This is a genomic window from Streptomyces sp. x-80, from assembly GCF_046549095.1.
Classification (GTDB): Bacteria; Actinomycetota; Actinomycetes; order Streptomycetales; family Streptomycetaceae; genus Streptomyces; species Streptomyces celluloflavus.
This window is the reverse complement of record NZ_JAJPWM010000032.1, coordinates 1-24,044: the sequence shown is the minus strand read 5'-3', so window position 1 is coordinate 24,044 and position 24,044 is coordinate 1. Positions and strand designations below refer to the sequence as shown.

The following is a 24,044-nucleotide window of genomic DNA, read 5'->3' as shown; positions in this document are numbered from 1 at the left end:
TTGCGCCCGTCCCCGCGGGGACACCCCGGTGCGTCCCCTCCGGCCGGCCGGGGTGGGTGGCTTTCCCGCCGTGGGGCCTCTGCGCGGGCATGACATGCGTACGGGCACGTGTACGGGGCACGCGTACGGGGGCGCCCGCGCCTCAGAAGATGTCCGGGCACCACGGGCGCCGTGCGGTGTGCAGCAGGGTGTCGGCGGTGCGGAGGGCGCCGGGGCGTTCCTCGTGGACGCGGCCCAGTGCGGCCAGGCGGGAGGCGGGGGTGTCGCCCAGGTAGAGGGCGGCCAACTCGCCCACGTCCAGGGTGAGATCGGCGGAGCGGGTGGTGGGGGCGCAGGTGGCGCCGTCCGGTCCGGCGTCGAGCAGGAAGCGGCCGCCGGCCAGGCCGGCCCGGTCCTCGACCTCCAGGACGAGCGAGCCGGACACCGGATAGGCACGGGCTTCCAGGAGGCGCGGCACGTCCAGCGGGCGCAGCCAGAGATAGTCGGCGTGTTCCTGGACGGCCGCCGCCCGCGGGTCGCCCAGGTGGTGCGGGAGCAGATCGTCGGGGGCGCGGCGGCCGGTGTCGACGTGCAGCACCCAGTCGATGGAGCACAGGAAGCGCCACAGGGCGCGCTCGGCGGCTGGCGTGGTGGTGATCAGCCGGTGGACCTGCGCGGTGTTCTGCGGCTGCTTGGCCTCCCAGCGTTCCTTGATGACGTAGTCGGCCAGGCCCTCGACCTCGCCGGAGGGGGAGCGGTAGACGACGTGCTGGCGCTCCGGCGAGGGGTGGTTCGGGAAGCGGACGAGGCCGGTCGCCCGCTCCCACCACTGGCCGGGACGGGAGACCGCGCCCGGCGTCAGGGCGCGGAACCGGTCGTGCAGCGCCGGGCCGAGCGCGCAGACCTCCTCGGCGGAGGCGAAGTCGATCCGGCCGCCGCTCTCCGGGCCGGCGTGGCGGGGGTCGATCCCGGCCCGGCGGACGTCGATCCGCCAGGAGGTGGTCCAGGCCGCCGGGCCGTAGCCGAACCGCCCGTAGATCGGGTACTCGGCGGCGATGAGGGAGGAGACCGCGTCGCCGCGCTCCTTGGCGGCCCGCAGATCGCGCTCCATCATCCGGCTGAGCACGCCGCGCCGCCGGTGGGTGGGGGAGACGGTCACGTTCGAGACGGCGTCCGAGACCAGCCGCGCGCCGCCCACCACCGTCAGCTCCTGGGCGAAGCTGCGGAAGGTGGCGACGCAGCGGCCGCGGTCGAACGCCCCCTGGGTCCGCTCCGGCTCGTAGTCCGCGCGGCGGTAGGCGATCTCCTCCGCGGAGACCACCGGCGGGCGCAGCAGCCCCGTCGACAGGGCCAGAATCCAGCCGGGTATGTCGTCGTCGTGCACGGTACGGATCTCAAGGCTCATTTCCGTACGGTATCCGGCCAACTGGCGGGGCGCCGTGGTGTTTTCACCGCTCCGGCACCGCTCCGGCGCCGCTCCGGCCGCTGCTCCGAACGCCGTCGGGAACGCCCCTCGGAGCGGTGCCGGAACGCCGGGCGGGGCGGTGGTCAGAACACCGCGCGGATCTCGCCGACCCGTTCGGCGCCGCCCGTCAGCGGGGCGTCCTCGATCCTGGACAGGACGGGGGCGTCGATCCCCATCGTGCGCAGGACGCGGCCCAGGACCGGGCCGAGGGCGCGGGTCGCACCGTCATCGATCTTGAAGGCCAGCGCCCGGCCGTCCGGCAGCGCCAGGGCCTGTACGGCCTCGGCGCCCATCTTCGACAGGGTGCCGGGCAGCTCCTGCATCAGCCAGGTGTCGGGGCGGCGGGTGCCGGCGACGTACTCGGGGTGGGCGCGCATCGCGTCCGCGACCCGCCGCTCCGGCGTGCCCGGCGCCGCCAGGACGAAGTGCCGGAAGGCGCGGGCGAGACCGGTCAGCGACAGCGACATCAGCGGCGCCCCGCAGCCGTCCGTACCGATGTGCGCGACCTCCTCGCCGCTCGCCGCGCGGACGTCCTCCAGGACCAGCCGCTGGAGCGGGTGGTCCCGGTCGAGATAGGAGTCGAGCGGCCAGCCGTTGCGGGCACAGGCGGCCAGCATGGCGGTGTGCTTGCCGGAGCAGTTCATCGCGAGCCGGTCGCGCACCTGGCCGGACGCCAGGTAGCGCTCCGCCTCCTGCGGGTCCAGCGGCAGGTCGGGCGGTGTCTGGAGCCGGTCGGCGGGCAGGCCGTACTCGGTCAGCATGGTCCGTACGAGAGCGAGATGGAAGGGCTCACCGGAGTGGCTCGCGGCGGCCAGCGCCAGCCGCTCGCCGGACAGCTCCAGGCCCGCCCGCAGCACGGCCGCGGCCTGCATCGGCTTGTTCGCCGACCGGGGGAAGACCGGGGCGGTGACGTCACCCAGCGCCCACTCCACGGAGCCGTCGGCCGCCAGCACCACCAGCGAGCCGCGGTGCCGCCCCTCGACGAAGCCGGACCGGACGACCTCGGCGAGAACGGGGGACGCCGCGGGGCCCGGGGCGGGCGGGGCGGCGTCCGGGGACGGCTCGGGTATCGGGGTGGGCGAGGTCATCGGCGGCCTTCCGGGATCCTGACCAGGCCCCGAGAGCTTGTGGCAGGTCAGGACAGCAGGTCGTCTACTTGTGCTTCGCCTTCACGGTACCTGCGGGCAATCTCGCCGCTGCAATCGTCGGCCGTCCGCTGCAAGGACTGACGGCGCTGGGAGACCTGCCGCTCGTAGCGGATCAGCCGGCGCATCGCGTCGTGCAGTTCCCGGTCCGTACGGGCGGTGAGATCGGAGAGCTCGACATCGCCGAGCATCTCCTCGGCCAGCTTGCGGTACTCCGCGCTCTGCGGCGTCCCGAGCGTCACATGCCGGGCCGAGGAACGGTGCCGCGACGGCAGGTCCGTCAGGATCTCCGGCAGGCGCTCCAGCAGGGGCGTGAGCGGGGTCGCCCGGCGGGCGGTCTCGGCCCGCAGAATGTCGATCCGGCCCTGGAGCAGCCGCCGCAGATAGCTCAGATCGGCCTCCTCCCGCTGGGAGTCACGCCGCACCATCCGCAGCTCGGGCAGGCCCAGACCGGACAGACCGGGGTGTGCGGCCGGGCGGCTGCCGTCGCGTTGCTGCGGCGGGCGGGGGGGCCGCGCCTGGCCTGCCTGGGGCATGGAGCCATCCTCGGTGCGGGCGGGCTCGACGCGAGCCGTTGTCGTGGTCGTCGTACGGGCGGCCGGCGCCGTACGGGCGGGTGGTACGGGACCGGGTGTCTGCCCGGATCCGGCAGTGCTCATGAGTCGTTCCGTCCCCTCGTCCGGTGCGGCATCCAGGGCATGTTGTCCGTGAAACGCACCGGGTGCACGCATCGTGCCACTCTGGGCGGTCCGCGCGCAGTGCGATGGCACCCGAACGGCCCCTGCGGGGTACTGCTGTCCGGGCCCTGTCCGCCGCCCGGCATGATGGCCGGTATGCGAGCTGTGGTGCAGAGGGTGGACGGCGCACGCGTCGAGGTGGCGGGCGCGACGGTCGGCGAGATCGTCGGCGAAGGGCTGTGCGTGCTGGTGGGGGTCACCCACGGCGACACCGCGCAGCAGGCGGCGCAGCTCGCCCGCAAGCTGTGGTCGGTGCGCATCCTCCAGGGCGAGAAGTCCTGCTCGGACACCGGGGCGCCGCTGCTGGTGATCAGCCAGTTCACTCTCTACGGTGACGCCCGCAAGGGCCGCCGCCCCACCTGGAACGCGGCGGCCCCCGGCCCGGTCGCGGAGCCGCTGGTCGACGAGGTCGTCGCGCAGCTGCGGGCGCTCGGCGCCCGGGTGGAGACCGGGCGGTTCGGCGCCGAGATGAAGGTGTCGCTGACGAACGACGGGCCGTTCACGGTGCTCGTGGAGGTGTGAGGCGGGCCGGCCCCCGACGGTGGGGGCCGGCCCGTCCGTAGTCCACTGACCGCCGCGCTACGGCTCGACCACGACCTCCTGCGCCGCCGCCGTACCGGCCGCGCTGAGCTGCGCGTCCACCGGCACATTGCGCTTGACCAGGGCCAGCGCGATGGGTCCCAGCTCGTGGTGGCGGGCCGAGGTGGTGATGAAGCCGAGCTGCCGGCCCTCCTCGCCGTCCGCGGCCAGCCGGACGGGCGCGCCGTGCGGCGGCAGGTGCACCTCGCTGCCGTCCAGGTGCAGGAAGACCAGCCGGCGCGGCGGCTTGCCCAGGTTCTGCACCCGGGCGACCGTCTCCTGGCCGCGGTAGCAGCCCTTCTGGAGGTGCACGGCGGTGCCGATCCAGCCCAGCTCGTGCGGAATGGTGCGGTGGTCGGTCTCCATGCCCAGCCGCGGGCGGTGCGCCTCGACGCGGAGCGCCTCCAGGGCCAGCACGCCGATCGCCGGGCCGTGCGCCGCGGCGAACGGCTCCAGGCCGCCGCGCGGCAGGAAGAGCTCACGGCCGTACGCGGTCTCGCGTACGACGGTGCGGTCCGGCACCTCGGCGATGGAGCCGGCCGGGAGGTACACCACGGCGAACTCGGCGGTGCGGTCGGCGACCTCGACGCGGTAGAAGAACTTCATGCTCTCCAGATAGGCGATCAGCGCCTCCTGGGTGCCCGGTTCGGCGTGCAGCCAGGTCGTCTCGCCGTCGTCGACGAGATAGAGCGCGTGCTCGACATGGCCGTGCGCGGAGAGGATCAGCGCCTCGGTCGCCACGCCCGGCGCGAGATCGCTGACGTGCTGGGTGAGCAGCAGATGCAGCCAGCTCAGCCGCTCGGGGCCGGTGACGGTGACCACGCCGCGGTGCGAGAGGTCCACGAAACCGGAGCCGTCGGCGAGGGCGCGTTGCTCCCGGAAGAGATCGCCGTAGTGCGCGGCGACGCCTTCGTCGGGGGCCTCGGCGGGGACGGCGCCGGGCAGCGACAGCAGCGGGCTGACTTTCGAATGTCGCAGCATGCTGCCAGCCTACGACCCGGCTACGGCTCGCTCCGAGCGGCCTTGGTGGTGCAGGCCGCACAGCGTCCGAAGATGGCGAAATGCTTCATGTCCGTGTCGAAGCCGAACCGTTCCCGCAGCTGCGCCGTGAACGGCTCGACCACCGACAGGTCCGCCTCGATGACGTTCGTGCAGTCCCGGCACACCATGTGGATGTGGTGATGGCGGTCGGCGAGGTGGTACGTCGGCGCGCCGTGTCCCAGGTGCGCGTGGCTGACCAGGCCGAGCTCCTCCAGCAGCTCCAGGGTGCGGTAGACCGTGGAGATGTTCACGCCGCCCGCCGTCTTGCGCACCTCGGTGAGGATGTCGTCGGGGGTGGCGTGTTCCAGCCTGTCCACAGCCTCCAGGACGAGCTGGCGCTGCGGAGTCAGGCGGTACCCGCGCCTGCGGAGGTCGCTCTGCCAGTCGGTGCTCACCACACAGCCAGTGTAGGAGGACGGCGGGCGGGTGCGTATGCCCGCGGCGTCACCCGGTGTGTACGCCGCGGAGATAACGGGCGAGACCGCTGATCGCGGCCGGGTTGCGGGGGCTCTCGACGAGGTCGGCGTAGTCCATGACGTAGATCCGGTCGTGCTTGATCGCCGAGACGTTGGCGAGCGGCGGATAGGACTTCAGGAACGCCTTCTTCTGGTCGGCGGAGGTGTCGCCGTAGTTGTTGATCACGATGACGTCCGGATCGCGGGCGACGACGGTCTCCCAGCCGACCGTCACCCAGGAGTCCTTGAGGTCCTTCATGATGTGGTCGCCGCCGGCCTTGGTGATGATGTCGTGCGGGCCGGCGTACTCCCCCGCGGTCAGCGGCTTGTCGCGGCCGTCGTCGTAGAGGAAGACGGAGGGCCGGTCGGCCGGTGCGGGCGCCTTGGCCTGGGCGTCGGCGACCTGCTGCCGGTACTTCTCGACCAGGGCGGCGGCGCGGTCCTCGACGTCGAAGATCTTCCCGAGCGTCGTCAGGTCGGTGTAGAGCGCCTCCAGCGGCGGCATGACACCGCGGGCGCTGCCGTTCGGGCCCTTACGGCAGGACTCGGTCAGCACATAGCTGCCGATGCCGAGCTTCTTGAGGGAGTCGGGGGTCAGCGCGTTGTCCTCGCCGAAGCCGTAGTTCCAGCCCGCGAAGACCAGATCGGTCTTGGCGTCCAGGGCCATCTCCTTGGTGATCGCCTTCTTGGAGAGCCAGGGGACCTTGTCGTACGCGGCCTTCCAGGGCACCGCGTCGATATCGCCCTTGTCGTCGGGCATCACATAGCCCGCCATCCGGTTCTCCAGGCCGAGCGCGAACATGATCTCGGTGATGCCGACGTCGTTCGTGACCACCCGCTGCGGGGCCTTGTCGTACGTGGTGCGGGTGCCGCAGTTCTCGATGGTGACGGGGTAGTGGCCGGCGGGAGCGGCGGAGCTCTTGCCGGTCTCGCTGTCCTTGCCGTTCTCGCCGTCGGCGGATATCCGCGCGCCGCAGCCGGTGGCGGTGAGCGCCAGGGTGAGGGCCAGCGGAGCGGCGTAACGGCGGACGGGGCGGCGGGCGGTACGGCGGTGGGCCGGGAGCATGGAGCGGGTCCTCACGGTGCGGTCGGGGCGGTGACGGGGGCGCCGTCGGCGGGGGCGTCCGACGGGGCGTCGGCCGGGGCCAGCCGGTCGAACAGCAGCTGGACCGCGCCGGATTCGGGGTGCCGTACGCGGTGCGCGCGCACGCCGAAGACCTCGGCCAGCAGGTCCGGGGTGAGCACGTCGTGCGGCGCCCCGGCGGCGACGATCCGGCCGCCCGCGATGACGTACAGCTCGTCGCAGTGCACGGCGGCCAGGTTGAGGTCGTGCAGCGCGGTCAGCACCGTCAGCCGGCTGTCCCGTACCAGGGCCAGCACCTCCAGCTGCTGGGCGATGTCCAGGTGGTTGGTCGGCTCGTCGAGGACCAGCACCTTCGGTTCCTGGGCCAGTGCGCGGGCGATCAGCACCCGCTGCTTCTCCCCGCCGGACAGGCTCAGAAAGCCGCGTCCGGCCAGATGGTCCGCGCCGACCCGGGCCAGTGCGCGCGTACACACCTCGGTGTCGGCGGCGCTCGCCCGGCCCGAGCCGCGCTGATGCGGCAGCCGGCCCATCGCGACGACCTCGGCCACCGTGAAGTCGAACTCGGTGCTCGCCTCCTGGGGCAGCGCGGCCAGCAGCCGGGCGCCCTCCCGGGCGTCCATGGCGTGCAGATCCGTACCGTCCAGCCGTACCGTGCCGACGACCGGGCGCAGCGCGCGGTAGACGCAGCGCAGCAGGGTCGACTTGCCGCTGCCGTTCGGCCCGACGAGTCCGACGAGGCGGCCGCTCTCCGCCGTCAGGGCGATGTCGTGGACCAGCCGGTGGCCGGCCACCTCCACCGACAGGTCCGTGATGTCGATCCGCATCAGGCGCCGCCTCCGAAGGTGTAGCCGCGCCGCCGCATCAGCAGCACGAAACAGGGCACCCCGATGACGGCGGTGACCACGCCGACCGGCAGTTCCACGGGCGCCAGCACCACCCGCGAGAGCAGATCCACCCACACCAGCAGCACCGCGCCCAGCAGCGGCGCGACGGCCAGCACCCGCCGGTGGTCGGCGCCGACCAGCATCCGCGTCACATGCGGCACCATCAGGCCGACGAAGCCGATCGCACCGCTGACCGCGACCACGGCGCCGGTGACGGCGGCGGCGACCACGAACAGTTCGCGGCGCAGCCGCTCGGCGTCGATCCCGAGGGCGGCGGCCGTCTCGTCGCCCATGGCCAGCGCGTTGAGCCGGCCCGCGGAGAGCAGCAGATGGGCCAGTGCCGCCAGGACCGCGGCCGCGGCGATCGGCACCGAACCCCAGCCGGCCCCGCTCAGGCTGCCGAGCAGCCACATCATCGCCGAGCGGGCCGCCTCGCCGCGGTCGGCGGTGAACACCATCAGGGTGGTGATCGCGGAGAAGCCGTAGTACATCGCGGTGCCGGTCAGCACCAGCCGCAGCGGGGTGAGCCCGTGGGCGGTGCGGGCCGCCGCGTAGACCAGGGCCATCGCGAGCAGCGCGGAGACGAACGCGGACACCGACAGCGCCCAGACCCCGAGCGCGCCCAGCGCGCCGAAGAGCAGCACGGCGTTGGCGCCGACCGCGGCGCCGGAGGAGATGCCGAGCACGAAGGGATCGGCGAGCGCGTTGCGCACCAGCGCCTGGACGGCGACGCCGACGGCGGAGAGCCCGGCGCCGACGACGGCGGCCAGTACGGCCCGTGGGAAGCGCAGCTCCCACACGATGGTGTAGGTGGCGACCTCGTCGGGGCGGATGGTGCCGCCGGTCAGCCCGGCGCCCAGATAGCGCACCACCTGCGACCAGCTCACCCCGGCCGAGCCGAGGCCGATCCCGCACAGCAGGGAACCGAGCAGCACCACGGAGAGGGCGGCCACCAGCGGCGGTACGGGCAGGCGCCGCGGCGGTGGCGCCGGCCCGTCGTGCGGGGCCGGGGCGCGGGGCGCGGCCTGGGCGGTGGTCGCCACGGGGGGTGCCTTCCGTCGGACCGTGTCCGAACGGAGGAAGACACGGCCCGGCGCCCGTGGCGGCGGAGGCGTCCCCTCGCAGTCCACGGCGAGTTGTCTGGAGCTGGCGCCGCCACGGGTGATCGGGCTCACGGAAGGGTGTTCCGCTTACCGTTGCGGGTCAGCGCCGGACTCTCACCGGACTTCCCCCGCGGGGCGCGTATGAAGTTGTGCGGTGGTGCGGCACGGACCGGTCGCCGGGCGGGATGCGCCCGGCCGGTCCGCCGGACGGCCTACCGGAAGAAGGCGATCCCGTCGTCGGGCAGGTCCTTGAGGTCCTTGGCCCATTCGCTGGGGTCGACGACCTTCTTCAGATGCGCGGACATGTAGGGGCGCAGCGCCACCTCGGGGGTGGCCTTCTCACCGACCCACATCAGGTCGCCGTTGACATAGCCGTAGAGCCGCTTGCCGCCGCTGTACGGGCCGGCGGCCACGGTGCGCGCGACGGCGTCGGTGGCCAGGTCGATCTGCGGCTTCCGGTCGGCGAGCTCGCCGTACCAGATCTCCACCACGCCCTGGTCGCGGACCATCACGACCTCGACCTTGCGGTCCGCGCCGACCCGCCAGTAGCCGCTCTCGGTCTCCAGCGGGCGGACCTTCTTGCCCTCGCCGTCGAGCACCCAGCTGTGCGAGGTGTATTCGAGGAAGTCACGGCCGTCGTGGGTGAAGGTGACCTCCTGCCCGAAGTTGCACTTCTCGGCGCCCGGGAAGTCCGCGACGCCCGCGCCCTCCCAGTTGCCGAGGAGGAAGGCGAGCGGCACCAGGGCCGGGTTCAGGTCGGACGGGATCTCGATCATGAGCTCAGGCGATCTGTAGAGAGGGAGGAGGGGGTTCTCAGCGCTGGCCCTGGTACAGCTTCTTCCAGGTCAGACCCGCGAAGGCGACGACGCCGACGGCGACCAGGACGAGCAGGGTGGTGAAGACTGCCTCAAGCACGAGCGCGCTCCCAGGACGGAGTGAGGTGTTACGGGACCGGAAGCGAGTCTAGTCGGCGGTGCCACCGGCGGCACTGTGAGGTCCGTCCCCGGCGGCGGCCCTACTCTTGCCCCATGGCGAAGAAGCTCGTGATCAAGGTGACGGCGGGCGCCGACGCGCCCGAGCGGTGCTCGCAGGCGTTCACGGTGGCGGCCGTGGCGGTGGCCAGCGGTGTCGAGGTGTCGTTGTGGCTGACCGGGGAGTCGGTGTGGTTCGCGCTGCCGGGGCGGGCGGCCGAGTTCGAGCTGCCGCACGCGGCGCCCCTGCCGGAGCTGATCGACGGGATCCTCGCGGGCGGCGGTGCGATCACCGTCTGCACGCAGTGCGCCGCGCGCCGCGGTGTCGAGCAGCAGGACCTGATCGACGGGGCGGGTATCGCCGGGGCCCAGCTCTTCGTCAGCGAGATCATGCCGGAGGGCGTCCAGGCACTCGTGTACTGAGCGCCCGCGGGTACTGCGGCGCGCCCCGTCACCGGGGCGGCCGCTCTACTGCGAGTGCTTGTCGTCCTGTTCGTCGAGCTCGCGCCACCAGCGGTCGGACTCCGGGTCGCCGGACTCGTCCCACCAGCGCTCATCCGGCTCCCTGCGATTGCCGATGATCGCCGCGATGGGTGGGATGACCATGGCGACCACGCACATGCCCACCGCCGCCGGCACCGACCAGAGCCGGACCACGCTCCACGCCAGGACGAACAGCGTGATGCACACGGCCATCATGACGAAATACCTGCGATGACGCCGTTGCGCGGGCAGCCGACGGTGCGCGTACATAAGTCCACGGTAAGTCCGCGCGGGGCGGGAGAGAAGCCCGGACGGACGCCGGTGTGCGACCGGTTCCGGCGGGCCCGCCGGGCGGGGCCGCGCAGCGCGGAGGGCCGCACCCCGGCCAAGGCGTCCAAACCCCTGGGGTGCGGCCCTCCGTCAGCGGGCGAGGTCCGTGACCGGCGCCGTCAGACGGCGATGGCGACCTCCGCCAGGCCGCCCCGCTGGGCGACGACGGTGCGATCCGCGGTGCCGCCCGGGACGAGCGCGCGCAGCGTCCAGGTGCCCTCGGCCGCGTAGAAGCGGAACTGTCCGGTCGCCGAGGTGGGGACCTCGGCGGTGAACTCGCCGGTGCTGTCCAGCAGGCGGACGTAACCGGTGACGGGCTGGCCGTCGCGGGTCACGCTGCCCTGGATCGTCGTCTCACCGGGCTTGATGGTCGAGGCGTCCGGGCCGCCGGGCTGTGCTCCACACATAGGTACTTCCTTGAGGGATTCGGGGAGAAGCTTGCTTACTTGGCGGCACCGAGCTCGATCGGGACACCGACCAGCGAGCCGTACTCGGTCCAGGAACCGTCGTAGTTCTTGACATTGGACTGGCCGAGCAGCTCGTGCAGCACGAACCAGGTGAGCGCGGAGCGCTCCCCGATGCGGCAGTACGCGATGGTGTCCTTGGCCAGGTCGACGGCCTCGTTCTCGTAGAGCGCCGTCAGTTCGTCGTCCGACTTGAAGGTGCCGTCGTCGTTCGCGTTCTTCGACCACGGGATGTTGCGGGCGCCGGGCACGTGGCCGGGGCGCTGCGACTGCTCCTGCGGGAGGTGCGCCGGGGCGAGCAGCTTGCCGCTGAACTCGTCGGGGCCGCGGACGTCCACCAGGTTCGTGGCGCCGCCGGCGGCGAGGACCTCGTCGCGGAAGGCACGGATGGAGACGTCCTGCGCCTTCGCCCGGTAGGTGGTCGCGGTGCGGGTGGGCACGGCCGCGACCAGGTCGCGCGAGTCCAGCTCCCACTTCTTGCGGCCGCCGTCGAGCAGCTTCACGCTGTCGTGGCCGTAGAGCTTGAAGTACCAGTAGGCGTAGGACGCGAACCAGTTGTTGTTGCCGCCGTAGAGGATGACGGTGTCGTCGTTGGCGATGCCCCGCGCCGAGAGCAGCGCCTCGAAGCCCGCCTGGTCGACGAAGTCGCGGCGCACCGGGTCCTGGAGGTCCTTCTGCCAGTCGATGCGGATCGCGTTCTTGATGTGGTTCTTCTCGTACGCGGAGGTGTCCTCGTCTACCTCGACGATGACCACCTTGGGGTCGTCGATGTGGGCCTCGACCCAGTCGGCGTCCACCAGGACGTCGCTACGGCTCATGTTCTTCTCCTCCGGGCGTTGCGGGGCGGTTGCGGTGGTGCACGCGGGTACGCCGGGTGCGCGCCCAGGGTTCCCGGAACGTGTCCGGGGAGGCCGAAGGCGCGCGGCGGCGCGCGCGGACGTACGAGGGTTACGGGGAGGCCGCTGTGGCAGGGACCGTGCAGACGGGAGCGGAAGGGGCCTGTCAGACAGAGCGACAGAGCATGGCGGCGATGCGGCACAGGTCGACTGCCCGGCGCTTCGTGAGTACCGCCTGTCCCCGCGGACGGAGACCGCTCAAAGAGCTCTGCATGCCACCGATCGTAGGGACGGGAAGCGGGGCATGTCACCGGTGTGTCGGATGACGAGATGCGATTGTCCGCGATGTGGGATGCGCGGGGGTGCCGGGCCGCCCCGCGCGGCCGTCCGGCGCCGGTGTGCCGGGGAGAGGTCTGGTGGACGGACTGCGGCGTCTCAGCGGGTGGACGGGCCGGCGGGTCGGCGGGCCCGTCGGCCGGTCCGCGGGGGCCGGGTCAGCTGCCGGGGAGCGCGACGTCCCGGCCGGAGGCGCTGATCGCTATGCCGTCCGGCGAGGTCACCACCCGCTCCAGCTTGAGGTTGCGGGGCAGCTGGTCCAGCTTCCAGTCGTGGTCCGTCTGGGCCCGCACCTTCGCCGCGCAGCCCGGGAGCGCGGCACACACCGTCGGGATCTTGTCGACCCGCAGCCGGACCGTGTTGCCGTTGACGGCGGAGATCGTGCCGGTCACCTCCAGCGAGCTGAGGATCGCGACCTTCGGCGAGATCTTGACCTGGCTGCTGCCGTTCTTCTCCCCGCCGTAGGAGACCGTGACGCCGCCGCCGGCGGCCTTGGTCAGGTCGGCGTAGGTGATCCGGGCGTCGCCGGTGGCCCGTGCGGCGCTCTTGATGGAGGTGTAGTCGCTGGTCAGTTCCACATCGCGGAACTCGGCGGTCAGCTGGTCCAGCCGCAGTGCGCGGCCTTCGGCGCGGGCCTGGATGCCGCCGAGGTCGGCGTCCACTTCTTCCAGGGTGCGGCCGGCGACCTGGGTCAGGAACGGGAAGCCCTTGATGGTGACGTTCGGCGGCTCGTCGAGCCCCTGGCTGCTGCGGATCTTGTCCGCGGCCTTGTTCTCGGCGAAGTTGACCGCGAGGCGGTCGGCGCCGACGAACAGCGCGCCGAAGATGACGACAACGAACAGCAGCACCCGTAGTGCACGCATCGGACCACTTCCCCCACACATGAGCCGGAGATCCGGCGTTCTCTTCCGCACAGGCCCCCGCCTGCGCATCGGCGAGCCTAGACGACCGGCTCCGGCGACCGCGGCCGTCGGCCGCCGGAAGGAGCGATCCCGTGCGTGCCCGGCGGCCGGGGGCGGTGCCCGCCGGCCGCCGACGGCCCTCAGACCAGCGCGCGGCCCAGGACGTACACGGCGGGGGCGGCGAGCGCGAGGGGCAGCGCCACCCCGGCCGTCAGATGGACGAAGCGGGACGGGTAGTCGTAGCTGGCCACCCGCAGGCCGATCAGGGCGCAGCCCCCGGCGGCCAGGCCCAGCAGGGCGCCGGCGGCCCCGAGATCGGTCAGCAGACCGGCCGCGGCACCGGCGCCGGTGGCGACCGCCAGGGGGAGGGCGACAGCGGCGGCGGACCGCAGCGGCAGCGCGCGGGCGAGCGTGGCCACGGCCACCGCGACGGCACCGACCACCACCGCGTGCGGGGCGGCGGCGAGCTGGCCGGCGGCGAGCACCGCGAGGGCGGTCGAGGCCAGGCCCGCGGTCAGCGCGTACATCCGCTCGTCCGCGCTGCCGCGGTTGCGCAGCTGGAGGACGAGGACGAACAGGCACCACACCCCGAGCGTGCCGATGGCCACCAGGGGCGCGCTGTCGCGGTCGGCGGCCAGCAGCGCGATATCGGTGGTCAGACCCGCCAGGAAGGCGAGCGCGATGCCCTGGCGGGCGGGCCACATGCCGTTGAGCCGGAACCAGCCCGCCGCGGTGACGGCTTGCAGCAGCACCACCGGTACGGCCAGCACGGGCCGGCCGGCCAGCGCGGTCAGCGCGAGCAGCACGGCGAGTCCCGCGGTCAGCAGGGCCGGCTGCCGTCCGGGCGGGATGATCGGCGACCGGCCCTCGGCGCGGGCGCGCTGGTTGGGCGCGAGGTGCGCGGTGGAGACGGGGGCGGCGGCCGGCGCCGGGGAAGCGGCGGGCGCGGCGGCGCCGGCCGGGGCGGCGGGCCCGGTCTGCCGGGGGTACGGGTGCTGCCGGGCGGCCGGCTTCTCGGGCGGCAACGCGGCCTGGTGCGCGGCCTGCTGGTGGGTGGGGGGCTGGGCGGGGAGATACGCGGTCTCCTCGGCGTCCGACGCCGCCGGGACCGGTGGCTGGACGCCGGTCTCCCAGGTCAGGGCGCTCCAGGTCTGGGTGTGGCCGGTCGACGCGGGCTGGCCCGGCGGGGGCTGCGGGGCGGCGTGGGCGGACGGCTGCGGTGAGCCGTACGCGTCCTGCCCGGACGCCGCCGGCCGGCCGTAGGCGTCGTATCCGGGCTGCTCGTTGCCGGGCCGGCGGTGCTGCCCGGGGTGTCCGTACTGCTGGCCCTGCTGGATCTGCTGGCCTTGCTGGATCTGCTGTCCCTGCTGAACCTGCTGGCCGCCGGCCACCGGCCACACCGTGGACTGCGGCTGTTGCGGCTGCTGCTGGGGCTGCGGCTGTTGTGCGTGCTGCTGGGGCTGCGGTGTCTGCGGCTGCTGCTGCATATAGGGGTCGTGCGGGGCGTACGGCTGCGCCTGCTGCTGCCCGTAGGAACCGGTCTGCTGCTGTCCGTAGGAATCGTGGGAACCGTAAGACCCATGGGACCCGTGGGACTCATGGGACCCATAGGAACCGCCGTACGGCGCCTGCGGGTCGTGCGCCGCCGTCCGCGGGTCGTGCGGGGCGGGTGCCGCGTACGGGTCCTGTGGTGCGTAGGCGCCCGGCTGGGCGTAGGGGTTCGGCTGCGCGTACGGGTCCTGCGGGGGCGCATACGGGGCGGGGGCCGGGTAGGGCTCGTGCGGTTCCTGCGGGTGCCCGGCGGGGCCGCCGGGGTGCTGCGGCGGGTGCGGCTGGTGGTCGCTCATGGTCGTGTGCTCACCCTCCCGCGAAGGGCGGCAGGACCTCGACGGTGCCGCCCTGGGACAGCGGCACCGTCGCATGGTCGCGGGTGCCGACCGGAGCGCCGTCCACCAGGAAGGAGCAGCGCAGCAGGACGCGGGCGAACTCGGGGTTCCCGGTATGCGCGGCGCGCGCCGCGTCCAGCGCCTCGGCGAGCGTCACCGCCGCGTACGGTTCCTCTGCCGTGCCGGCGGCGGCCTTGGCCGCGGCCCAGTAGCGCACGGTGCCAGTTGTTGTCACGGCGGCCTCTTCATCGTGTCGGTCGTGGGAGGTCCGGTGCGGGCGTCCGTTGGCGGGGACGTCCCGTCGTTGCCGCCTCCATGATGGCGTACGCGACGGCCGGACCGGTTCCGGGCAAGTTCTGGCAAAGTCTGCCGGGCCCTCCTGGGGCGATGGCGATACTCGGTTGCCGTGGGCAAGTGTTCGCATAGGCTCGACGGGTGTTGGTCCAACTCGCGCGGGCGCATCTGCGGCCCCACAGGCGCTCGATATCCCTGATCGTGCTGCTCCAGCTGATACAGACGCTGGCGACTCTCTACCTGCCCACGCTGAACGCAGACATCATCGACGGCGGAGTCGTCAAGGGCGATACGGGCTACATCTTCCGCCTGGGCGGCGTCATGATCGCCGTCACCCTGTTGCAGATCGTCTGCGCCATCGGCGCCGTCTTCTTCGGCGCCCGGACGGCCATGGCACTGGGCCGCGACATCCGCGCCGCCGTCTTCGACCGGGTGCAGTCCTTCTCCGCCCGGGAAGTGGGCACCTTCGGCGCACCCTCGCTGATCACCCGCACCACCAATGACGTCCAGCAGGTCCAGATGCTGGTGCTGATGACGTTCACGATGATGGTCGCGGCGCCGATCATGTGCGTCGGCGGCGTCGTCATGGCGCTCAACCAGGATGTGCCGCTCTCCGGCCTCCTCCTGGTCATCGTCCCGGTCCTCGGGATTCTCGTCTCGCTGATCGTGCGCCGGATGCGCCCGCTGTTCCGCGGGGTGCAGGAGCGCATCGACACCGTCAACCGCGTGCTGCGCGAGCAGATCACCGGTATCCGTGTCATCCGCGCCTTCGTCCGGGACCGGCACGAGCGCGAGCGGTTCGGCGCGGCCAACACCGATCTGTACGACGTGTCGGTGCGCGCCGGCCGGCTGATGTCGATGATGTTCCCGCTGGTCATGCTGATCGTGAACCTCTCCAGCGTGGCCGTCGTCTGGTTCGGCGGGCAGCGCATCGACAGCGGCGCGATGCAGATCGGCGCGCTGACCGCCTTCCTCAGCTATCTCATGTACATCTTCATGTCGATCATGATGGCGACGTTCATGGTGATGATGCTGCCGCGCGCCGAGGTCTGCGCCGAGCGCATCCAGGAGGTGCTGGCCACCGAGTCCAGCGTCATCCCGCCCGAGCACCCCGTCACCGAGCTGCGGCGCCACGGCGAACTGGAGCTGCGCGGCGTCGAGTTCCGCTTCCCGGGCGCCGAGCAGCCGGTGCTGCGGGACATCTCCCTGGTCGCCCGCCCCGGTGAGACCACCGCCGTCATCGGCTCGACCGGCAGCGGCAAGTCGACGCTCCTCGGGCTCGTACCGCGGCTCTTCGACGCGACCGGCGGCACGGTCCTGGTGGACGGCGAGGACGTCCGCACCCTCGACCAGGAGACGCTGGCCACCACCATCGGCCTGGTCCCGCAGAAGCCCTACCTCTTCTCCGGAACCGTCGCGACGAACCTGCGCTACGGCAACCCCGACGCGACCGACGAGGAGCTGTGGCACGCCCTGGAGACCGCGCAGGCGCGTGACTTCGTCGAGCGGATGGAGGGCGGTCTGGACGCCCCCATCGCGCAGGGCGGCGGCAATGTCTCCGGCGGTCAGCGGCAGCGGCTGGCCATCGCGCGGGCGCTGGTGCGCCGGCCGGAGATCTACCTCTTCGACGACTCGTTCTCCGCGCTGGACTACGCGACGGACGCGGCGCTGCGCAGCGCGCTCTCCCGCGAGACCGGCCGGGCGACGGTCGTGATCGTCGCGCAGCGGGTCTCCACCATCCGCGGCGCGGACCGGATCGTCGTCCTGGACGAGGGCCGGGTCGTCGGCACCGGCACGCACGCCGAGCTGATGGCGGAGAACGAGACCTACCGGGAGATCGTGCTCTCCCAGCTCACCGAGCAGGAGGCGGCGTGACCACCGCGGACAAGAAAGCGGACGCCGGGGCCGGCTCCGAGGTGCCCGCCCAGGCGGCGCCGCGCCGGGGCCCGGCACCGGCGCAGGGACCGGCGGGCCGGATGATGGGCGGCCCGGTCGAGAAGTCGATGGACTTCAAGGGGTCGGGCAAGCGGCTGCTGGGCCAGATGCGGCCCGAGCGCGGCATCATCTCGGTCGCGCTGGCGCTGGGCGTGGTGAGCGTGGCGATGTCCGTCCTGGGGCCCAAGGTCCTCGGGCACGCCACCGACCTGATCATGTCCGGCATCATCGGCCGCCAGCTGCCCGCCGGGCTCAGCAAGGCGCAGGCCATGGAGCAGCTGCGGGCGCACGGCCAGGGCGGGCTCGCCGACATGCTCGGCGCGATGCCGGTCGTCCCCGGCCAGGGCATCGACTTCGGCGCCGTCGGCACCGTCCTGATGTGGGTCCTGCTGATCTACATCGGCGCCTCGGCGTTCGGCTTCGTACAGGCCAGGATCGCCACCACCGTCGTCCAGCGCACCGTCTTCCGGATGCGCGAGCAGGTCGAGGAGAAGCTGGCCCGGCTGCCGCTGAGCTACTTCGACAAGCAGCAGCGCGGTGAGGTGCTCTCCCGGGCGACCAACGACATCGACAACATCCAGCAGACGTTGCAGCAGACCCTCAGCCAGATAGTGGCCTCGCTGCTGACCATCGTCGGCGTCCTGGTGATGATGTTCTGGATCTCGCCGCTGCTGGCGCTGGTCGCCCTGCTGACCGTCCCCGTCTCGATCGTCGTCGCCGCCAAGATCGGCAAGCGGGCCCAGCCCCAGTTCGTCCAGCAGTGGAAGACGACCGGCAAGCTCAACGCGCACATCGAGGAGATGTACACCGGCCACTCCCTGGTGAAGGTCTTCGGCCGCCAGAAGGAGTCCGCCGAGCTGTTCCGCGAGCAGAACGAGGCCCTGTACGCCGCGGGGTTCAAGGCGCAGTTCATCTCCGGGATCATCCAGCCCGCGATGATGTTCATCGGCAACCTGAACTACGTCCTGGTCGCGGTCGTCGGCGGGCTGCGGGTGGCCTCCGGCGCCCTGTCCATCGGCGACGTCCAGGCGTTCATCCAGTACTCCCGGCAGTTCAGCCAGCCGCTCACCCAGGTCGCCTCGATGGCCAACCTCGTCCAGTCCGGTGTCGCCTCTGCCGAGCGGGTCTTCGAACTCCTCGACGCCGAGGAGCAGGAGCCGGACGCCGAGCGGCCCGCCCGCCCCGAACACCTCACCGGCCGCGTCGAGTTCGAGCGGGTCTCGTTCCGCTACGAGGAGGCGAAGCCGCTCATCGACGGTCTGTCGCTGAGTGTGCGCCCCGGCCAGACCGTGGCGATCGTCGGCCCGACCGGCGCCGGCAAGACCACGCTCGTCAACCTCCTGATGCGGTTCTACGAGGTGCGCGGCGGCCGGATCACCCTCGACGGCGTCGACATCGCCGAGATGTCCCGCGAGGAACTCCGCTCGCACATCGGCATGGTCCTCCAGGACACCTGGCTCTTCGGCGGCACCATCGCCGAGAACATCGCCTACGGCGCCCCCGAGGGCACCTCGCTGGAGAAGGTCGTCGAGGCCGCCAAGGCCACCCACGTCGACCGCTTCGTGCGCACCCTCCCCGACGGCTACGACAGCGTCATCGACGACGAGGGCGGCAATGTCTCGGTCGGCGAGAAGCAGCTGATCACCATCGCCCGCGCCTTCCTGGCCGAGCCCGCGATCCTCGTCCTCGACGAGGCCACCAGCTCGGTCGACACCCGCACCGAGGTCCTGATCCAGCACGCGATGGCCCGGCTGCGCACCGGCCGGACGAGCTTCGTCATCGCCCACCGCCTGTCCACGATCCGCGATGCGGACCTCATCCTGGTGATGGAGTCCGGCGCGATCGTCGAACAGGGCACGCACGAGTCGCTGCTGGCGGCGGACGGGGCGTATGCGCGCCTGTACGCGGCCCAGTTCGCGGAGGCGGTCGCGGAGACGGGCTGACGGCTGACGGCGGCCGCCGTCAGATCAGGGTCCGGATACCGAAGGTCCGGTGGGGAGCACCCCACCGGACCTTCGCCGTACGGGCCGTACGTCCTGCCGCCCGCATGCCCTACGGGCCCGCCGTCCCGTGGTCCGGCCGCTGCCGGCCGGTGGTCAGCGGTAGGTCCGGATCAGGCGGGCCAGATGGCGGCCGGCGATCCGCAGGGGCGCGTCGTCGCGGAAGACCTGGGCGGTGATCTCGGCGCCGCCCAGGGTGTTGATGACCGTGACGGCCAGTTCGCGGGCGTCCGGCTCGGGGATGCCGGCGGTGCGCAGCTTGTCGTGGACCGCGTCCTGCCAGCTCCGGAACGCCGCGGCGCAGACCCGCTGGATCTCGGGGCTGGTCCCGGTGGTCTCCAGGGCGGTGGTGGTGACCGGGCAGCCGTCGGTCCAGCCGGAGGCGCGCAGGGCGTCGGCGAACGCGTCGACGGCGGCGAGCACGGCGTCGGCCGGGTCCGCCACGGTGGCCAGGACGGTGCGCAGCAGCTCGGCGAACTCCCGGTCGCCGTGCTGGAGCGCCGCCATCGCCAGCTCCTGCTTCCCGCCGGGGAAGAAGTGGTACACGGAACCGAGGGTGGCCTTGGCCTCGCGGGCGATCTGCTTGATGCCGGTGCCCTCGTAGCCCTGGTGCTGGAGCAGCCGGGCGGTGGTGGCGAGGATGCGGTCACGGGTGCCGAGTGCGGCGGTGGCGTCGGCGGGCGAGGGGTGCCCGGTGCCGTCCTGGGGCGTCTGCATGGCCCCACCCTAACTGAGTAGAGCGTTCGTTCCAGAGTTGTGCTACGTTCCCCGTACTGGATAGAGCGTTCGTTCTAGAGGGTTCCGGGGCATCCCCGCGCTCTCCGCGGTCCAGGTGTTTTCCGATCCATCCAGGTGTTTTCCGAAGGGTGTCTCATGAGCAACAGCGGTGACGGGAACGGCATGCGTCAGGACGGGGGCGGCAAGCAGGCCGTGACGGTCATCGGGCTCGGGCCGATGGGGCAGGCCATGGCGGGGGCGTTCCTGGCGGCCGGGCACCCGGTGACGGTGTGGAACCGCACCGCGAGCAAGGCGGACGAGCTGGTGGCCAGGGGAGCGGTGCGGGCCCGGACGGTCGCCGAGGCGCTCACCGCCCATGAGCTGGTGGTGCTGAGCATGACCGACTACGACGCGTGCCACGCCGTCCTCGCACCGGCCGCCGACGCGCTGTCCGGCCGCACCCTGGTCAACCTGACCTCGGACACCCCGGAGCGGGCCCGCGCGGGCGCCGCCTGGGCGAACCGGCACGGCGCCCGGTACCTCACCGGCGGCGTACAGGTCCCGCCGCCGCTCATCGGGCAGCCGGGTTCCGCGACCTTCTACAGCGGCCCGCGGGAGGTCTTCGAGACCCACCGGGCGACGCTGGAGGTGCTCACCTCGGCCGACTACCGCGGTACCGACCCCGGCCTCGCCCAGGTCTACTACCAGGCGCTGATGACCATCTTCTGGACGGGGATGACCGGCTATCTGCACGCCGCGGCGCTGCTCGGCGCGCACGGCGTCACGGCCAAGGAGTTCGAGCCGGACGCCCTGAAGGCGGCCGACCTGGCGTATTTCATCGGGGTGATGGGCGCGCAGCTGGACGAGGGGCGGCACGGCGGCGGCGCGGACCGGCTCGCCATGGAGGCGGCGAGCGCCGACCACGTGGTGCACACGCTGCGGGACGCCGGTCTGGACACCGAGGTGCCCGCCGCCCTCGCCGCCCTCTTCCACCGGGGGGTGGCCGCGGGATACGGCGAGCAGAGCTTCACCAGCCTGATCGGTCTGATCGGGAAGCCCGCCGCGTAGTCCGGTCCGCGGTGGCCCGCTTCAGGGGGTGCGGGCCGCGGCGGCCCAGTGGGCGATCCGGGCGAGCAGGTTCTCGTCCGCGGCGTTCTCGGCGTGGCCGAAGCCCGCCTCGATCCACAGGTCCGTGGACGAGGGGTCGGCGGCCGCGGCGAGCATCCGGGGATGGTCGAGGGGGAAGTACGGGTCCTGGTCGCCGTGGACGATCAGGAGCGGGGCCGGGGCGATCAGGGGGACGGCGTCCGTGGGGGAGAGCGGGACCGGGTCCCAGTCCTCGGGGTGGACACGGGTGTGCAGACCGAGGCGGGCGACGAGGCGGCCGGCGGGGCGGGTGACGGCCCAGTGGAGCCGCCGCATGGGCGCGGTGCCGCGGTAGTACCAGCGGGCGGGGGAGCTGACCGAGACCACCGTGTCGGCGTGCGCACCGGTGCGCCCCTCGTGCTTCTCCTGGCCGTAAAGCGCCGCATGCCGCAGCACGACCGAACCGCCCATGGAGAAGCCGACGGTGGCGACCCGGCGGTGGCCCAGCGAGCGGGCCCAGCGGACCGCGGCGGCGAGATCGCGGACCTCGCGGTCGCCGACGGTGGAGCGGCCGCCGGAGCCGCCGTGGCCGCGGAAGGAGAACGTCACCACGGCCGCTCGCTGGGCGAAGACGGCGGCGGCGCGCCGGAGCGCGGGGCGGTCCAGGGCGCCGGTGAAGCCGTGCGCGAGGACCATGACGAGATCGCCGGGGCCCGCGCCGGGGCCGTCGGCAGCGGCGGCGGAGGTGGCGTCGGGGTTCGTCGGCGGGCCCGTACGGGGGGTGTAGGCGGCCTCGATCCGGACGCCGTCATCCGTCAACAGGACGACACGATGACCACTCGAAGTGATCGACGGAACACAAGAAGGTGCAAAATCGGCCGCCGGTGTGCAACTCATGTGAGCTATTCTGCTGGGCGAGAAGGATCCGGGCAGCGTTGCCCCCGGATCCTTTTGTGCTTTCGACCGTGTCCCGCGCGGCCGGGAGAACCGTACGAAGCAGTGCCGCAGACTCCCCCGGCTCCGGCCGGGAGGTGCCCCCGTCGCAGGGACCGAGGAGGAACCAGACGTCATGGGCGAGCGAAGCGAGCAGGACGACGAGCCGGCCGACGAGCCGGACAGGACGCAGCACCCGGGGGACCGGGCAGGTGGTCGCAGATGAGTTCGCTGCTGCTGCTGACCAACGCACTCCAGCCGTCGACGGAGGTGCTCCCCGCGCTCGGCCTGCTGCTGCACAGCGTGCGGGTGGCCCCGGCCGAGGGCCCGGCCCTCATCGACACCCCGGGGGCCGACGTCATACTGATCGACGGCCGTCGCGACCTTCCCCAGGTGCGGTCGCTCTGCCAGCTGCTGCACTCCACCGGACCGGGCTGTCCGCTGATCCTGATCGTGACGGAGGGCGGGCTCGCCGCCGTCACCGCGGACTGGGGCGTCGACGACGTCCTGCTGGACACCGCGGGCCCCGCCGAGGTCGAGGCGCGGCTGCGGCTGGTGACGGGCCGCCAGCAGATCACCACCGACGACTCCCCGATGGAGATCCGCACCGGCGATCTCAGCGTGGACGAGGCGACCTACAGCGCGAAGCTCAAGGGCCGGGTCCTGGACCTGACCTTCAAGGAGTTCGAGCTGCTGAAGTACCTGGCGCAGCACCCCGGCCGGGTGTTCACCCGTGCCCAGCTCCTCCAGGAGGTGTGGGGCTACGACTACTTCGGCGGGACGCGGACGGTCGATGTGCACGTCCGACGGCTGCGCGCGAAGCTCGGCCCCGAGCATGAGTCGCTGATCGGCACGGTCCGCAATGTCGGCTACCGCTTCGTGACGCCCGAGAAGGTGGAGCGGGCGGCGGAGGCGAAGGCGCAGGAGAACGCCGCGAAGGCGGCGAGGTCCGGCGGCGGCAGCACCGGCGCGGCCGCCGAATCCGCCTCCGTACGGCCTGCCCAGCGGTAGTGCCACCCGCGTAGACTGCCGCGCGTGGCCAAGGTGACGCGGGATGATGTGGCAAGACTTGCGGGTACGTCCACCGCGGTGGTCAGTTACGTCATCAACAACGGACCGAGGCCGGTCGCCCCGGCCACGCGCGAGCGGGTGCTGGCCGCCATCAACGAGCTGGGCTACCGGCCGGACCGGGTGGCGCAGGCGATGGCGTCCCGGCGTACCGACCTCATAGGGCTGATCGTCCCGGACACCCGGCAGCCGTTCTTCGCGGAGATGGCGCACGCCGTCGAACAGGCCGCCTCCGAGCGGGGCAAGATGGTGCTGGTCGGCAACGCCGACTACCTCGACGAGCGCGAGGTCCACTACCTGCGCGCGTTCCTCGGGATGCGGGTGTCCGGGCTGATCCTGATCAGCCAGGGGCCGAGCGAGCACGCCGCCGCCGAGATCGACGCGTGGGACGCCCGGGTGGTGCTGCTGCACCGCAGGCCGGACGCGATCGACGACGTCGCCGTCATGACGGACGACGTCTGGGGCGCGCAGCTGGCGACCCGGCATCTGCTGGAGCACGGCCACCCCTACGTCGCCTTCCTCGGCGGTACGGAAGAGACCCCGAAGTCCGGCGACCCGGTCACCGACCACGTCGAGGGCTGGCGGCGGGCCATGCAGGAGTCCGGGAAGCCGCTGACCGGGCGGTACTTCCAGGCGCCCTACAACCGCTACGACGCCTACCAGGTGGCGCTGAAGCTGCTGGCCGGCCCCGACCGGCCGCCGGCCATCATGTGCGCGACCGACGACCAGGCGATCGGGGTGCTGCGGGCCGCCCGCGAGCTGCGCATAGACGTGCCGGGCGAGCTGGCCGTGGCGGGCTTCGACGATGTGAAGGAAGCGGCGCTGACCGACCCGCCGCTGACCACGGTCGCCTCGGACCGTCAGGCGATGGCGCGGGCGGCGGTCGATCTGGTGCTGGACGACGGACTGCGGGTCGTCGGCTCGCGCCGCGAGCGGCTGCGGCAGTTCCCGTCGCGGCTGGTCGTCCGGCAGTCCTGCGGCTGCACGAGCTGACCGGGGCTGACCGGAGCCGACCGGGGCTGCTCCGGACACCGGCCGGGTGCGGGCGCGCGGACGCGTACGGACGCCGCTCCCCACCGGACTTCGCAGGGCCTCGCCACCGGTCTCCGCACGGCTCAGCCGCTGGTCTTCGCGCGGCCTCGCCACGGGTCTCCGCACGGCTCAGCCGCTGGTCTTCGTGCGGCCTCGCCACGGGTCTCCGCACGGCTTAGCCGCTGGTCTTCGTGCGGCCTCGCCACGGGTCTCCGCAGGGCTTAGCCGCTGGTCTTCGTGCGGCCTCGCCACGGGTCTCCGCAGGGCTTAGCCGCTGGTCTTCGTGCGGCCTCGCCACG

Annotated in this window: 24 protein-coding genes and 1 riboswitch; of the genes, 7 read left to right on the top strand and 17 right to left on the bottom strand. The window is 72.6% G+C overall.

From position 1 onward, the window contains the following. Nucleotides 1–142: 142 nt before the first annotated feature. The 3 genes from ACLJWH_RS38505 to ACLJWH_RS38495 form a co-directional block, all read right to left on the bottom strand. The gene (locus tag ACLJWH_RS38505) at nucleotides 143–1,384 is read right to left on the bottom strand and encodes a GNAT family N-acetyltransferase (protein ID WP_411146464.1); all 1,242 of its coding nucleotides are present in this window, start codon (nucleotides 1,382–1,384) and stop codon (nucleotides 143–145) included. Nucleotides 1,385–1,527: 143 nt separating this feature from the next. Continuing rightward, a complete protein-coding gene (locus tag ACLJWH_RS38500) occupies nucleotides 1,528–2,532 on the bottom strand; it encodes an asparaginase (protein WP_411146463.1) in 1,005 nt (334 codons plus the stop codon). 47 nt (nucleotides 2,533–2,579) lie between these two features. Continuing rightward, a complete protein-coding gene (locus ACLJWH_RS38495; protein ID WP_411146462.1) occupies nucleotides 2,580–3,248 on the bottom strand; it encodes an ABC transporter substrate-binding protein in 669 nt (222 codons plus the stop codon). Between the two features lie 174 nt (nucleotides 3,249–3,422). On the opposite strand from ACLJWH_RS38495, the gene dtd reads away from it, so the two are divergent. Continuing rightward, nucleotides 3,423–3,848 carry a D-aminoacyl-tRNA deacylase gene (gene dtd, locus ACLJWH_RS38490; RefSeq protein ID WP_052855986.1) on the top strand — a complete coding sequence of 142 codons (426 nt, stop codon included), beginning with the start codon at nucleotides 3,423–3,425 and terminating at the stop codon, nucleotides 3,846–3,848. A gap of 57 nt (nucleotides 3,849–3,905) precedes the next feature. Here dtd and ACLJWH_RS38485 read toward each other — a convergent pair whose 3' ends face one another. The 6 genes from ACLJWH_RS38485 to ACLJWH_RS38460 form a co-directional block, all read right to left on the bottom strand. After that, on the bottom strand, nucleotides 3,906–4,886 hold the full coding sequence (locus ACLJWH_RS38485) for a YgfZ/GcvT domain-containing protein (RefSeq protein WP_411146461.1): 981 nt from the start codon (nucleotides 4,884–4,886) through the stop codon (nucleotides 3,906–3,908). Between the two features lie 20 nt (nucleotides 4,887–4,906). Further along, on the bottom strand, nucleotides 4,907–5,344 hold the full coding sequence (locus tag ACLJWH_RS38480) for a Fur family transcriptional regulator (RefSeq protein ID WP_411146460.1): 438 nt from the start codon (nucleotides 5,342–5,344) through the stop codon (nucleotides 4,907–4,909). A gap of 46 nt (nucleotides 5,345–5,390) precedes the next feature. Beyond that, entirely contained in the window at nucleotides 5,391–6,467 is a 1,077-nt protein-coding gene (locus ACLJWH_RS38475) for an ABC transporter substrate-binding protein (RefSeq protein WP_411146459.1), read from the bottom strand. Nucleotides 6,468–6,478: 11 nt separating this feature from the next. Beyond that, nucleotides 6,479–7,309 carry an ABC transporter ATP-binding protein gene (locus ACLJWH_RS38470; RefSeq protein ID WP_411146458.1) on the bottom strand — a complete coding sequence of 277 codons (831 nt, stop codon included), beginning with the start codon at nucleotides 7,307–7,309 and terminating at the stop codon, nucleotides 6,479–6,481. Beyond that, a complete protein-coding gene (locus ACLJWH_RS38465; protein ID WP_411146457.1) occupies nucleotides 7,309–8,412 on the bottom strand; it encodes a FecCD family ABC transporter permease in 1,104 nt (367 codons plus the stop codon). Before ACLJWH_RS38465 ends, ACLJWH_RS38470 begins: the two co-directional genes overlap by 1 nt. A 95-nt stretch (nucleotides 8,413–8,507) precedes the next feature. After that, a riboswitch (cobalamin riboswitch) is annotated at nucleotides 8,508–8,634 on the bottom strand. Nucleotides 8,635–8,684: 50 nt separating this feature from the next. Beyond that, nucleotides 8,685–9,248, bottom strand: a complete 564-nt coding sequence (locus ACLJWH_RS38460) for an FABP family protein (protein WP_411146456.1) — start codon at nucleotides 9,246–9,248, stop codon at nucleotides 8,685–8,687. A 252-nt stretch (nucleotides 9,249–9,500) separates the two neighbouring features. Here ACLJWH_RS38460 and ACLJWH_RS38455 point away from each other — a divergent pair, with 252 nt between their 5' ends. Further along, complete coding sequence (locus tag ACLJWH_RS38455) at nucleotides 9,501–9,866, top strand: DsrE family protein (protein WP_411146455.1); 366 nt, start codon at nucleotides 9,501–9,503, stop codon at nucleotides 9,864–9,866. Between the two features lie 45 nt (nucleotides 9,867–9,911). Here the strand turns inward: ACLJWH_RS38455 and ACLJWH_RS38450 are convergent, their stop codons facing one another. The 6 genes from ACLJWH_RS38450 to ACLJWH_RS38425 all read right to left on the bottom strand — a co-directional run bounded on the left by ACLJWH_RS38450 (nucleotide 9,912) and on the right by ACLJWH_RS38425 (nucleotide 14,897). Next, entirely contained in the window at nucleotides 9,912–10,196 is a 285-nt protein-coding gene (locus ACLJWH_RS38450) for a DUF3099 domain-containing protein (RefSeq protein ID WP_411146454.1), read from the bottom strand. 179 nt (nucleotides 10,197–10,375) lie between these two features. Then, nucleotides 10,376–10,663 (bottom strand): DUF1416 domain-containing protein, encoded by a 288-nt coding sequence (locus ACLJWH_RS38445; RefSeq protein WP_052855994.1) that lies wholly within the window; start codon nucleotides 10,661–10,663, stop codon nucleotides 10,376–10,378. A 35-nt stretch (nucleotides 10,664–10,698) separates the two neighbouring features. Next, the gene (locus ACLJWH_RS38440; RefSeq protein WP_411146453.1) at nucleotides 10,699–11,538 is read right to left on the bottom strand and encodes a sulfurtransferase; all 840 of its coding nucleotides are present in this window, start codon (nucleotides 11,536–11,538) and stop codon (nucleotides 10,699–10,701) included. A gap of 512 nt (nucleotides 11,539–12,050) precedes the next feature. Then, entirely contained in the window at nucleotides 12,051–12,755 is a 705-nt protein-coding gene (locus ACLJWH_RS38435) for a DUF2993 domain-containing protein (RefSeq protein WP_411146452.1), read from the bottom strand. 179 nt (nucleotides 12,756–12,934) lie between these two features. Then, a complete protein-coding gene (locus ACLJWH_RS38430) occupies nucleotides 12,935–14,281 on the bottom strand; it encodes a hypothetical protein (protein WP_411146502.1) in 1,347 nt (448 codons plus the stop codon). 370 nt (nucleotides 14,282–14,651) lie between these two features. Beyond that, nucleotides 14,652–14,897, bottom strand: a complete 246-nt coding sequence (locus ACLJWH_RS38425) for a MoaD/ThiS family protein (protein ID WP_411146501.1) — start codon at nucleotides 14,895–14,897, stop codon at nucleotides 14,652–14,654. Nucleotides 14,898–15,115: 218 nt separating this feature from the next. Between ACLJWH_RS38425 and ACLJWH_RS38420 the strand changes: the two genes are divergently transcribed. Then, nucleotides 15,116–16,849: an ABC transporter ATP-binding protein gene (locus ACLJWH_RS38420; protein WP_411146451.1), complete on the top strand. Its 1,734-nt coding sequence runs from the start codon at nucleotides 15,116–15,118 to the stop codon at nucleotides 16,847–16,849. Nucleotides 16,850–16,950: 101 nt separating this feature from the next. Continuing rightward, nucleotides 16,951–18,852 carry an ABC transporter ATP-binding protein gene (locus ACLJWH_RS38415; protein WP_411146500.1) on the top strand — a complete coding sequence of 634 codons (1,902 nt, stop codon included), beginning with the start codon at nucleotides 16,951–16,953 and terminating at the stop codon, nucleotides 18,850–18,852. A 153-nt stretch (nucleotides 18,853–19,005) separates the two neighbouring features. Here the strand turns inward: ACLJWH_RS38415 and ACLJWH_RS38410 are convergent, their stop codons facing one another. After that, entirely contained in the window at nucleotides 19,006–19,626 is a 621-nt protein-coding gene (locus ACLJWH_RS38410; protein ID WP_411146450.1) for a TetR/AcrR family transcriptional regulator, read from the bottom strand. A 156-nt stretch (nucleotides 19,627–19,782) separates the two neighbouring features. Between ACLJWH_RS38410 and ACLJWH_RS38405 the strand changes: the two genes are divergently transcribed. After that, complete coding sequence (locus ACLJWH_RS38405) at nucleotides 19,783–20,694, top strand: NAD(P)-dependent oxidoreductase (RefSeq protein WP_411146449.1); 912 nt, start codon at nucleotides 19,783–19,785, stop codon at nucleotides 20,692–20,694. 21 nt (nucleotides 20,695–20,715) lie between these two features. Here ACLJWH_RS38405 and ACLJWH_RS38400 read toward each other — a convergent pair whose 3' ends face one another. Continuing rightward, nucleotides 20,716–21,609, bottom strand: a complete 894-nt coding sequence (locus tag ACLJWH_RS38400; RefSeq protein ID WP_411146448.1) for an alpha/beta fold hydrolase — start codon at nucleotides 21,607–21,609, stop codon at nucleotides 20,716–20,718. A 258-nt stretch (nucleotides 21,610–21,867) separates the two neighbouring features. Between ACLJWH_RS38400 and ACLJWH_RS38395 the strand changes: the two genes are divergently transcribed. Continuing rightward, complete coding sequence (locus tag ACLJWH_RS38395; protein ID WP_411146447.1) at nucleotides 21,868–22,656, top strand: winged-helix domain-containing protein; 789 nt, start codon at nucleotides 21,868–21,870, stop codon at nucleotides 22,654–22,656. 24 nt (nucleotides 22,657–22,680) lie between these two features. Beyond that, nucleotides 22,681–23,706: a LacI family DNA-binding transcriptional regulator gene (locus ACLJWH_RS38390; protein ID WP_411146446.1), complete on the top strand. Its 1,026-nt coding sequence runs from the start codon at nucleotides 22,681–22,683 to the stop codon at nucleotides 23,704–23,706. Nucleotides 23,707–24,044 lie beyond the last annotated feature (338 nt).

Excerpts from the sequence above, each read along its gene's own strand:
- ACLJWH_RS38500 (WP_411146463.1), bottom strand. The coding sequence starts at position 2,532 with ATGACCTCGCCCACCCCGATACCCGAGCCGTCCCCGGACGCCGCCCCG.
- ACLJWH_RS38435 (WP_411146452.1), bottom strand. The coding sequence starts at position 12,755 with ATGCGTGCACTACGGGTGCTGCTGTTCGTTGTCGTCATCTTCGGCGCG.
- ACLJWH_RS38395 (WP_411146447.1), top strand. The coding sequence starts at position 21,868 with ATGAGTTCGCTGCTGCTGCTGACCAACGCACTCCAGCCGTCGACGGAG.
- ACLJWH_RS38485 (WP_411146461.1), bottom strand. The coding sequence starts at position 4,886 with ATGCTGCGACATTCGAAAGTCAGCCCGCTGCTGTCGCTGCCCGGCGCC.
- ACLJWH_RS38400 (WP_411146448.1), bottom strand. The coding sequence starts at position 21,609 with ATGAGTTGCACACCGGCGGCCGATTTTGCACCTTCTTGTGTTCCGTCG.
- ACLJWH_RS38470 (WP_411146458.1), bottom strand. The coding sequence starts at position 7,309 with ATGCGGATCGACATCACGGACCTGTCGGTGGAGGTGGCCGGCCACCGG.
- ACLJWH_RS38505 (WP_411146464.1), bottom strand. The coding sequence starts at position 1,384 with ATGAGCCTTGAGATCCGTACCGTGCACGACGACGACATACCCGGCTGG.
- ACLJWH_RS38495 (WP_411146462.1), bottom strand. The coding sequence starts at position 3,248 with ATGAGCACTGCCGGATCCGGGCAGACACCCGGTCCCGTACCACCCGCC.
- ACLJWH_RS38455 (WP_411146455.1), top strand. The coding sequence starts at position 9,501 with ATGGCGAAGAAGCTCGTGATCAAGGTGACGGCGGGCGCCGACGCGCCC.
- ACLJWH_RS38460 (WP_411146456.1), bottom strand. The coding sequence starts at position 9,248 with ATGATCGAGATCCCGTCCGACCTGAACCCGGCCCTGGTGCCGCTCGCC.
- ACLJWH_RS38405 (WP_411146449.1), top strand. The coding sequence starts at position 19,783 with ATGAGCAACAGCGGTGACGGGAACGGCATGCGTCAGGACGGGGGCGGC.
- ACLJWH_RS38445 (WP_052855994.1), bottom strand. The coding sequence starts at position 10,663 with ATGTGTGGAGCACAGCCCGGCGGCCCGGACGCCTCGACCATCAAGCCC.
- ACLJWH_RS38475 (WP_411146459.1), bottom strand. The coding sequence starts at position 6,467 with ATGCTCCCGGCCCACCGCCGTACCGCCCGCCGCCCCGTCCGCCGTTAC.
- ACLJWH_RS38415 (WP_411146500.1), top strand. The coding sequence starts at position 16,951 with ATGATGGGCGGCCCGGTCGAGAAGTCGATGGACTTCAAGGGGTCGGGC.
- dtd (WP_052855986.1), top strand. The coding sequence starts at position 3,423 with ATGCGAGCTGTGGTGCAGAGGGTGGACGGCGCACGCGTCGAGGTGGCG.
- ACLJWH_RS38440 (WP_411146453.1), bottom strand. The coding sequence starts at position 11,538 with ATGAGCCGTAGCGACGTCCTGGTGGACGCCGACTGGGTCGAGGCCCAC.
- ACLJWH_RS38430 (WP_411146502.1), bottom strand. The coding sequence starts at position 14,281 with ATGCAGCAGCAGCCGCAGACACCGCAGCCCCAGCAGCACGCACAACAG.
- ACLJWH_RS38450 (WP_411146454.1), bottom strand. The coding sequence starts at position 10,196 with ATGTACGCGCACCGTCGGCTGCCCGCGCAACGGCGTCATCGCAGGTAT.
- ACLJWH_RS38410 (WP_411146450.1), bottom strand. The coding sequence starts at position 19,626 with ATGCAGACGCCCCAGGACGGCACCGGGCACCCCTCGCCCGCCGACGCC.